A 9,014-nucleotide genomic window follows, 5' to 3' on the forward strand; every position below is an offset into this window, starting at 1 on the left:
GGATTGCCGAGGCCTGCAAAGACAAGCGCCGTCTTCCCTGGCATCGTCCGCTCCGGGCGTGAAAGAGTTACTTCTCTTCGGCGGCAGGAGCCGCTTCGGGGGCCGCAACCTCAGCCGTCTCTTCCGTCTCCGGCTTCATCGCCGCCGAACCGGCAATGGTCGCGATGGTGAAGTCGCGATCGGAGATGACCGGCTTGACGCCAGCCGGCAGCTTGACCGCCGAGATATGGATCGAATCGCCGATGTCGGCGCCGGTGAGATCGACGGTGATGAATTCCGGGATCGCATTGGCCGGGCAGTGGAACTCGACCTCGTGACGCACGATGTTGAGCACGCCGCCGCGCTTGATGCCGGGCGACTTGTCTTCATTGATGAAGTGGACAGGCACGTCGACATTGACTTCCGTGTCCTTGCCGATGCGCAGGAAATCCACATGCATCGGGAAGTCCTTGACCGGGTCGAGCTGGAAGTCCTTCGGCAGGACCTGGATCTTCTTGCCGTCGACATCGATCGTGGCGACCGTGGTCAGGAACCCGCCGCCATGGATCTTGTAGTAGATGTCCTTGTAGGTGAGCGCGATCGCCAGGGGAGGCTGCTTGTCACCGTAAATTACTGCAGGCACTTTACCGTTGCGGCGAACTGCTCGGGCGGACCCCTTACCGACCTGTTCGCGCGCTTCGGCCTTGAGCTCGTAAGTATCGTGGCTCATGGCTTTTCCTTTCGCGTGTTATGGAGCGCCTACGGTTGGCGATGTGCCAGGCCGTAAACGTCGAAAGCCGCCGGACCTCGATGCCCGAATGCCGGAAACCGCAGCGAGCGGATCTTTGTTCGGGATCACAAGGGGAAGGCAGCCTTCCGCCGCGTTGCCTCCAAGGGTGTCTACGCGGGTGGCGGCTCTATAGCGGAAGGTGGTCCCAGGTGCAAGCGGCGGCCGAAGAGCCGTCGCTACCGGTCGCCGCTCAACGCATCGCGCAGTGCCTGGACCTGCCGGTTCAGGGCGTCGAGTTCGGCCAGCGTCATGCCCGAGCGCTCGATCAGGGTCTCGTTCAGGCAATTGCACTGGACGAGCAGCTTGCGGCCGGCGGATGTCAGGTCGACCTGTACCTGGCGCTCGTCGGCCTGATTGCGCTGGCGGGTCACCACGCCAGCCTGTTCCATACGCTTGACCAGCGGCGTGACGGTGCTCGATTCCAGAGCGAGCCTGTGCGCGATCGCGCCGACCGACATGCCGTCGGCCTCGCCCAACGCGTTGAGTACGAGATATTGCGGATAGGTGATGCCCATCTCGTCCAGCATCGGCTTGTAGGTGCGGTTGATCGCCATGCTGGTGGCGTAGAGCGTGAAACAGAGCTGATTGTCCAACGGGAGAGGCACGACGCAGTCCTTTGCCGATTAAGCGCCTCAAGTATGTACCACGAGAAATGATATCGCGATATATATTTTTTGTGGACACGGGGATCAAGCTGCGTTAGCAATATTGATATCGCGATATTGTTTATCGCGACACCAAATTTAACGGAGATTGAGATGACCTCGCAGACCAAATCAGGCTCAGGCAGCGGCACGATCACCACCAAGGACGGCACGCAGATCTATTACAAGGACTGGGGAACCGGTCAGCCTATCGTCTTCCATCACGGCTGGCCGTTGAGCAGCGACGACTGGGACGCCCAGATGCTCTTCTTCCTGGCACAGGGCTACCGCGTCATCGCCCATGACCGCCGCGGCCACGGCCGCTCGACCCAAACAGATGTCGGCAACGAGATGGACACCTACGCCGCCGACGTGGCTGAACTTGCCGCGCATCTCGACCTCAAGGATGCCATCCATGTCGGCCATTCGACCGGCGGCGGCGAAGTGGCGCGCTATGTCGCCCAGTATGGAGCGGGCGGACGCGTCGCCAAGGCAGCGTTGCTCGGCGCGGTGCCGCCGATCATGCTCAAGACGCCGGCCAATCCCGGCGGCCTTCCCATCGAGGTGTTCGACGGCTTCCGCTCCGGCGTCGCCGCCAACCGCGCCCAGCTTTACGTGGACGTTCCCACTGGGCCGTTCTACGGTTTCAACCGTCCAGGCGCCGAGGTTTCGCAAGGTGTCATCGACAACTGGTACCGCCAGGGCATGATGGGCGGCACCAAGGCGCACTATGATTGCATCAAGGCCTTCTCGGAGACCGACTTCACCGAGGACCTCAAGAAGATCGACGTGCCGGTGCTGGTCATGCATGGCGATGACGACCAGATCGTTCCGATCGCCGACTCGGCGCTGTTGACCATCAAGCTGCTCAAGAAGGGCGAGCTCAAGGTCTACAAGGGTTTCCCGCACGGCATGGCCACGACCCACGCCGCAGTCATCAACGCCGACCTGCTGGCCTTCTTCAAGGCCTGAAACCTTCCCGCCTGAACGAAAAAGGCACCCGCGATATGGCGGGTGCCTTTGCCTGGACACAGCCCGGATGATTTAAGCGGCCGCTTGCGCCTTGCGAGCTTGCTTCATGTTGGGCAGGAACACCGTCAGCAGCCCCAGGAACGGCAGGTAGGAGCAGATCTGGAAGACGAAATCGATGCCCTTCATGTCGGCGACGACGCCAAGCACCGCGGCCGCGATGCCGCCGACGCCGAAGGCGAAGCCGAAGAAGATGCCGGCGATCGTGCCGACGCGGCCCGGCACCAGTTCCTGTGCGAAGACGACGATGTTGGAGAAGGCCGACGACAGGATGAGGCCGATCAGCACGGTCAGCACCATCGTCCATTCCATGTTGGCGTAGGGGAGCGCCAGCGTGAAGGGCAGCACGCCGACGATCGAGAACCAGATCATCGCCTTTTGTCCATAGCGGTCGCCGAACGGACCGCCGAGCAGGATGCCCAGCGCCGAGGAGCCGAGGAAGAGGAACAGCATGACCTGCGACATCTGCACCGAAACGCCGAACTTATGGATGGAGTAGAAGGTGTAGTAGCTGGCGAGGCTGGCGATGTAGGCGTTCTTGGTCAGCACCAGCAAGGTCAGTACCCCCAAGGCCCACATCACCTTGCGGCGCGGGAAGGGCGAGACGAAGCTTGCCGTCCTGCGATTGCCTTGCGCGGCGCGCAGGCGGCTGTACCAGCCGCCGACCTGCCACAGGATGACGATGCCGATCAGCGAGCCGACGGCGAACCAGGCAATGCTGGTCTGGCCGAAGGGCACGACGATGAAGGCGGCGAGCAACGGGCCCATGGATTGGCCGAAATTGCCGCCGACCTGGAACAGCGACTGCGCCAGGCCGAACCGGCCGCCGGAAGCGAAGCGGGCGATGCGCGAGGATTCGGGATGGAAGATCGCCGAACCGATGCCGATCAGCGAGGCGCCGATCAGCAGCAGGTAGTAGTGCCCGGCATAGGCCAGCACGACCAGGCCGATCAGCGAGGACGCCATGCCCCAGGGCAGCGAATAAGGCATCGGCCGCTTGTCGGTGACCGCGCCGATGATCGGCTGCAGTAGCGATGCCGTCACCTGGAAGGTGAAGGTCAACAGGCCGATCTGCCAGAAGTCGAGGCCGTAATTGTCTTTCAGAAGCGGATAAATGGCCGATAGCAGCGACTGCATGATGTCGTTGATGCAGTGGCACAGGCTCACCGCCAGGATGACGGTGAAGGCCGTCGCCTGGGCTGAAGCGTGACTGGCGGTCGCAGGCGGCGCGACGCTGGTGGCTGTCGTATCGGTCAAGATAGGCTCCGTAGTCTTTTTGGCGGGTTGTTCCCGCAGGCGACGTGGCGGGCGCTTCCCGCAGGCAGCCTTATAGTCCGGTTGCCAAGCGACTTCTTTCGTGGTTTGGTCCAATAGTTTCGCAAGTGGGCCATACCGAATGCCAAAAGCCAGGGAGATTTTCGGCGCCGGCCACACCGATCTCGGGCAATTGCACGGGCTGCGTTGGCAGTGGCTCGAGCAGGCGGTCGGGCCGGCGGTGGTGTTGCCGACGGAATATCCGGACGGCTACCACGTGCCGCACCACCACCACAGCCGCAGCCAGTTGCTGCATGCGCTGGTCGGCGTCGTGCTGGTAACGACGCGGCATGGGCGCTGGATGGTGCCGCCCGACCATGCGATGTGGATTCCGGCCGGTATCGAACATTCCGTCGAGATGCTGGGCGATGTGTCGATGCGCTCGGTCTATGTCATGCCGCAGGCGATCCCGGGCCTGCCGGAGGGCATGCGCGTCGTCGGCATCACCGACCTGATGCACAGCCTGATCGTGGAATCCGAGAAGCTGCCGCAAGGCGGCGAACTGGAGGGACGCGGCGGCCTGATCATGAACCTGCTCCTGCACGAGATCCCGCAATTGCCGGAGCGGCCGCTCGGCCTGCCGTTCCCGTCCGATCCCAAGCTGGCGGCGCTCTGCAGGCGTTTCGTCGCCGCACCCTCGCCGCACGCGACGATCGACGAATGGGCCGATACTGTCGGCATGAGCCGGCGCTCCTTCACGCGCGCCTTCCAGCGCCAGACCGGCCTGTCGCTGTCGACGTGGCGCCAGCAGGCCTGCCTGTTCGCGGCCTTGCCGAGGCTCGCCGATGGCGAGCCGATCACTAGGGTGGCGCTCGATCTCGGCTATGACAGCGTGCCGGCCTTCATCACTATGTTCAAGCGCATGCTCGGCTCCTCGCCGCGCGGCTATATGCGCGGCGCGCGCGATGCCGGCGAAGGCATGCGGCGAGCCCCGGCCCGGCTGGAGGCGCCGACGCCATCGGCCTTGCCTCAGGGGTAACTGGCCGCAGGGCTAACTGGCTTTCAGTCGAACAGGCTCGACACCGATTCCTCGGTCGCCGTGCGCGAGATGGCTTCGCCCATCAGGTCGGCGATCGAGATGACGCGGATGTTGGGCGCGTCGAGCACGCCTTGCGTCGGCTGGATGGAATCGGTGATCACCAGTTCCTGCAGCTTCGAGCCGCTGATGCGGGCAACCGCGCCGCCCGACAGCACGCCGTGGGTGATGTAGGCGGTGACGCTGGTGGCGCCGTTGGCGAGCAGCGCATCGGCGGCATTGCACAGCGTGCCGCCGGAATCGACGATATCGTCGATCAAAAGGCAATCCTTGCCGGCGACCGCGCCGATGATGTTCATGACTTCCGATTCGCCCGGACGCTCGCGGCGCTTGTCGACGATGGCGAGCTGGGCGTCGAAGCGCTTGGCCAGCGCGCGGGCGCGCACCACGCCGCCAATATCGGGCGACACCACCACGACATTGCCGAGCTGCTTGTATTTCGCCTTCACGTCGCGGGCCATCACCGGCACCGAGAACAGATTGTCGGTCGGGATGTCGAAGAAACCCTGGATCTGGCCGGCATGGAGATCCAGCGTCAGAACCCGGTCGACGCCGGCGCGTGTGATCATGTTGGCGACCAGCTTGGCCGAGATCGGCGTGCGGCCCGATGCCCGGCGATCCTGCCTGGCATAGCCGAAATAGGGGATAACCGCCGTGATGCGCTTGGCCGAGGAGCGCATGAAGGCGTCGATCATGATGAGCAGTTCCATCAGGTGATCGTTGGTCGGGAACGAGGTCGACTGCAGGATGAAGACATCCTCGCCGCGCACATTCTCCTGGATTTCGACGAAGATTTCCTGGTCGGCGAAGCGCCTGACACTGGCCTTGCCCAGCGGGATGTTGAGATAGCGAGCGACCGCTTCGGCCAGCACCCTGTTGGAATTGCCTGCGAAGAGTTTCATGCACCGTTCCTGGTGGAGGAGGGAGAGCCCCAACAGACTCTCCTGCGCCTTTTAACCGGGCTTTTAGCGGCCCGCGCGGCTATTGCAAGCGCCGTGATCGCGAATCCGCCGGCTAAGCCTAAGAAAGCTGTTCGGCATCACCGGCTGGCAACACCTCAACTCGCCTTGCCGCTGAGAAAGGCCGCAAACTGATCGATGGTCTGGTCGGCGATCGCCTGCATGGTGGCTGGCGAGACCGACTTCCAGCTGTCGGCCGCACTGCCGCCGGAACCGGTCGAAGGCGCCTTCATCTGGCCGTTGATGCGGTGCAGCCGGTTGCCGGAGGGGTCGTAGACGTCCCAGACATAGATGACGGTGGTGTCCTTGCCCTCCGTCATCGTCGAGAAGTAACCCTTGAGCACATGGGTCGCGGTCTGGTCCTGGCTGCCGGCCAGAGTGATGCCGCGCTGCTTGGCGCGTGTCTGCAGTTCCGCCGTCAGCGGCGTGGCGGCGTCCACCGAAGCGCCGACGATCGGCGCGATCTGCAGCCGGGTCTTCGACAGGATCGCGGCGGCCTGGGCGGAGGTGACGGGCGAGGCGGCGGGTGCGCCCGCGGTCGTGGAGGCCGGCGCGGCCGTCGATGGCGGGGGGGCGGGAACGGTCGCGGCGGCGCTGCCCTGCGTGGCGGGTGCTGGCTGTGCCGAGGCTGCCGGCGGGGTGATGGCGGAGGGTTCGAGAACGTCCTTTGCGTTGGTGCAGGCAGTCAAAGCCAATGCCACAAGCAATGACACGGTCGTCACGTGCGATCGTCTCATTTGCCTTCTAACTCCTTGGCGAAGAACGCCTCCCATTATGGATTCACTGCACGATCAAGTCGAGATCATGGCGGGACAGCGGCTTCGGCTGGGATTCGGTGGTCAGGTAGGTGCGGCCAAGCGTCATCGCCGTCTCGGTCTCGGAATCCATGATGATCATGTGGGCAAACAGCGTCATGTTCGGCGCGATCGGCTCGGGATTGCCCTGGTAGAACATCGGCATGTCCATCCAGGACGGCGTGAAGCGGGCGCCGACCGAATAGCCGCAGGCGTTCAGCCGATGCTTGGTCAGGCCGTGCGATTCCATGGTGCGGGCGTGGGCGTCGAACACGTCGCCGAAGGTGTTCGCGGGCGTCATCGCCTTTTCGACGGCCAGAAGCGCGGCGCGTGCGGCGTCGAACAGCTCCTGATGGCGCTTGGACACCTTGCCGGTCAGCACGGTACGCATCATCGGCGCATGGTAGTGATGGAAGACGCCGGCCCATTCGAGCGTCAGCTGGTCGTTCTTGGTGAGCTTGCGGCGGCCGGCCTTGTAACGGCACAGCAGCGCATCGACGCCGGAGCCGATGATGAACTCGTTGGCCGGGTAGTCGCCGCCGCCGGCGAAGACCGCGCCCTGCATGGCGGCCAGGATCAGGGCCTCGTCGCCGCCCTGCTTGATCAGCGGCAGGGCCGCGTCCAGCGCGTCGTCGGAGAGATTGGCGGCCTTTTCCGCCTTGGCGACCTCGGCCGGGCTCTTGAACAGGCGCAGCCGGCCGACGATGCCGGAGGCATCGGCGATCTGGCCGAAGGTCTGCAACTGCTCGTCCAGGCGGCGGCCATTATAGGCGGTGAGGCCGTGGGTGTCGTATTCGACGCCGATGCGGGCGCCGAGCAGGTCGAGTTCGTTGAGCAGGTTGCGCAGGTCGACCGCCGGATTGGCGCCGTCGCGGTCGGTCCACAGCACGATGTTGTCGATGATCGAGGTGTTGCGCGCCTGGCGAAGGTCCGCCGAGCGCGTCAGAAGCACCATGGAGCCGTCGGCCTTCACCACCAGGCACTGGAAGAAGCAGAAGCCGAACGTGTCGTAGCCGGTCAGCCAGTACATGCTTTCCTGCGCGAACAGCAGCATGGCGTCGAGCTTCTTCTCGGCCATCTCGATCATCAGCCGGTCGCGCCGCGCGTCGAATTCCGATCGTTCAAAATGCAGCGCCATTATATCTTCTCCAAAACGATTGCCGAAACCTGCCGGCCATAATCGGGCTCCTTGCGGTGCGTGGTGCGCCGGTAGGAGTAAAACAGATCTTCCTCGGCATAGGTACAGCGGCCGAGACCCTCGGCCGTCACGCCGGCCCTGGCCAGCCGGTCGACCGTGTAACTGGCGAGGTCGAACATCGAATGGCCGGCATGTGCCGAAGGCACGAAATACCGGGCATTTTCGCTGTCGGCCTCGGCGAAGCGGGCGACGAATTCCGGCCCCACTTCGTAATTGTCGGGGCCGATCGAAGGGCCGAGCACGGCGATGATGTTTTCGCGACGGGCGCCGAGGCTCTCCATGGCGGCAATGGTGTTTTCGAGCACGCCGGTGAAAGCGCCTTTCCAGCCGGCATGCGCCGCGCCGATGATGCGCGCGCCGGCATCCGCGAACAGAACCGGGCCGCAATCGGCGGTCGAGGCGCCGATGGCGATGCCGGGCCGGTCGGTGACGATGGCATCGGCCTTGGGCCGCTCGCCCGCGAATGGTTCCCTGGCGATGACGACGTCGGGCGAATGGATCTGCCAGGCGGTCAGGAGATGGCTTGCGGGCACGCCCATCCAGGCGGCGACACGGGCCCGGTTCTCGGCCACCAGCGCCTGGTCGTCATCCGACCCGGTGCCGATGTTGAGGCCCTGGTAGATGCCGGTGGAGACGCCGCCATTGCGGGTGAAATAGCCGTGGCGGATGCCTTGTGCCTGCGCCTTGTCCAGCAGCGGCGACCGAACGGGATCCGGTTTGGTCTGATTGAGCATGTGGGCGTTGTTGTCCGTGTGGGCGGTTTCGTCAAGGAAAAGCAGCCGGCGGTCCGGCCGCTCTCTTACCGGACGGGAGATTGGGAGGGGCAGCGGCAAAAAGTCAATCCGCCGTGGCGAAGGGCCTGACGGAGATACCACGCGGCATGACGGCAAGCACCTTGAACAACTCGCCCATCGCTTGCGGGCCGGCGAGGCGCTCGACGGCATTGGATATCCTGTCGCGTGCCGCCTGGCCGGCATCGGCGCCCAGCTGGCCGGCGCGCTCCAGAATGCCCATCCCGAGCAGGAAATCGCCCTGCGTCGACAGATGGGCGTCGAGACCATGCGCGCGCACGACTGCCGCAAGAGCGGCGAAATCGACATGCGAGGTGAGGTCGGCCTCGCCGGGATTGGCCAGCACATCTTCATGATTGTGCCGGCGCAAGGCCTGCAGCGTGTCGCCGATACCAGGCCGCAGATGGCCGTAGTCGGGGAATAGTCCGGCGCCGCCGTCGCTGGCCATGCGCTCGGCGATGGCCGCCATCAGTGCGGTGC

General features: G+C 64.3%; 10 protein-coding genes. 2 read left to right on the forward strand and 8 right to left on the reverse strand.

Translation table 11 applies throughout. The features are described from left to right. Positions 1-67 precede the first annotated feature (67 nt). Together EOA36_RS18160 and EOA36_RS18165 are read right to left on the reverse strand one after the other, a co-directional pair. Positions 68-709 carry a 50S ribosomal protein L25/general stress protein Ctc gene (locus EOA36_RS18160; RefSeq protein ID WP_127278807.1) on the reverse strand — a complete coding sequence of 214 codons (642 nt, stop codon included), beginning with the start codon at positions 707-709 and terminating at the stop codon, positions 68-70. A 236-nt stretch (positions 710-945) separates the two neighbouring features. Then, positions 946-1,374: a MarR family transcriptional regulator gene (locus tag EOA36_RS18165; protein WP_127278808.1), complete on the reverse strand. Its 429-nt coding sequence runs from the start codon at positions 1,372-1,374 to the stop codon at positions 946-948. Between the two features lie 153 nt (positions 1,375-1,527). Here EOA36_RS18165 and EOA36_RS18170 point away from each other — a divergent pair, with 153 nt between their 5' ends. Next, a complete protein-coding gene (locus EOA36_RS18170) occupies positions 1,528-2,385 on the forward strand; it encodes an alpha/beta hydrolase (protein ID WP_127278809.1) in 858 nt (285 codons plus the stop codon). A 72-nt stretch (positions 2,386-2,457) separates the two neighbouring features. Here EOA36_RS18170 and EOA36_RS18175 read toward each other — a convergent pair whose 3' ends face one another. Beyond that, a complete protein-coding gene (locus EOA36_RS18175) occupies positions 2,458-3,699 on the reverse strand; it encodes an MFS transporter (RefSeq protein ID WP_167531308.1) in 1,242 nt (413 codons plus the stop codon). 139 nt (positions 3,700-3,838) lie between these two features. Here EOA36_RS18175 and EOA36_RS18180 point away from each other — a divergent pair, with 139 nt between their 5' ends. Beyond that, complete coding sequence (locus tag EOA36_RS18180) at positions 3,839-4,735, forward strand: helix-turn-helix transcriptional regulator (RefSeq protein ID WP_127278810.1); 897 nt, start codon at positions 3,839-3,841, stop codon at positions 4,733-4,735. A gap of 23 nt (positions 4,736-4,758) precedes the next feature. On the opposite strand, the gene EOA36_RS18185 is transcribed toward EOA36_RS18180, so the two are convergent. The 5 genes from EOA36_RS18185 to EOA36_RS18205 form a co-directional block, all read right to left on the reverse strand. Next, the gene (locus EOA36_RS18185; protein WP_019860650.1) at positions 4,759-5,694 is read right to left on the reverse strand and encodes a ribose-phosphate pyrophosphokinase; all 936 of its coding nucleotides are present in this window, start codon (positions 5,692-5,694) and stop codon (positions 4,759-4,761) included. Positions 5,695-5,849: 155 nt separating this feature from the next. Beyond that, on the reverse strand, positions 5,850-6,488 hold the full coding sequence (locus EOA36_RS18190) for a hypothetical protein (protein ID WP_127278811.1): 639 nt from the start codon (positions 6,486-6,488) through the stop codon (positions 5,850-5,852). 43 nt (positions 6,489-6,531) lie between these two features. After that, positions 6,532-7,683, reverse strand: coding sequence for a Xaa-Pro peptidase family protein (locus EOA36_RS18195; RefSeq protein WP_127278812.1), 1,152 nt, complete (start codon positions 7,681-7,683; stop codon positions 6,532-6,534). Continuing rightward, positions 7,683-8,477, reverse strand: a complete 795-nt coding sequence (gene pgeF, locus EOA36_RS18200; protein ID WP_127278813.1) for a peptidoglycan editing factor PgeF — start codon at positions 8,475-8,477, stop codon at positions 7,683-7,685. The genes EOA36_RS18195 and pgeF overlap by 1 nt, the downstream gene beginning before the upstream one ends. Before the next feature lie 103 nt (positions 8,478-8,580). After that, positions 8,581-9,014 (reverse strand): SAM-dependent methyltransferase (locus EOA36_RS18205; RefSeq protein ID WP_189553256.1); only part of this gene is annotated, 434 nt, incomplete at its 5' end.

Source organism: Mesorhizobium sp. M8A.F.Ca.ET.021.01.1.1 (assembly GCF_003998025.1).
GTDB lineage: Bacteria > Pseudomonadota > Alphaproteobacteria > Rhizobiales > Rhizobiaceae > Mesorhizobium.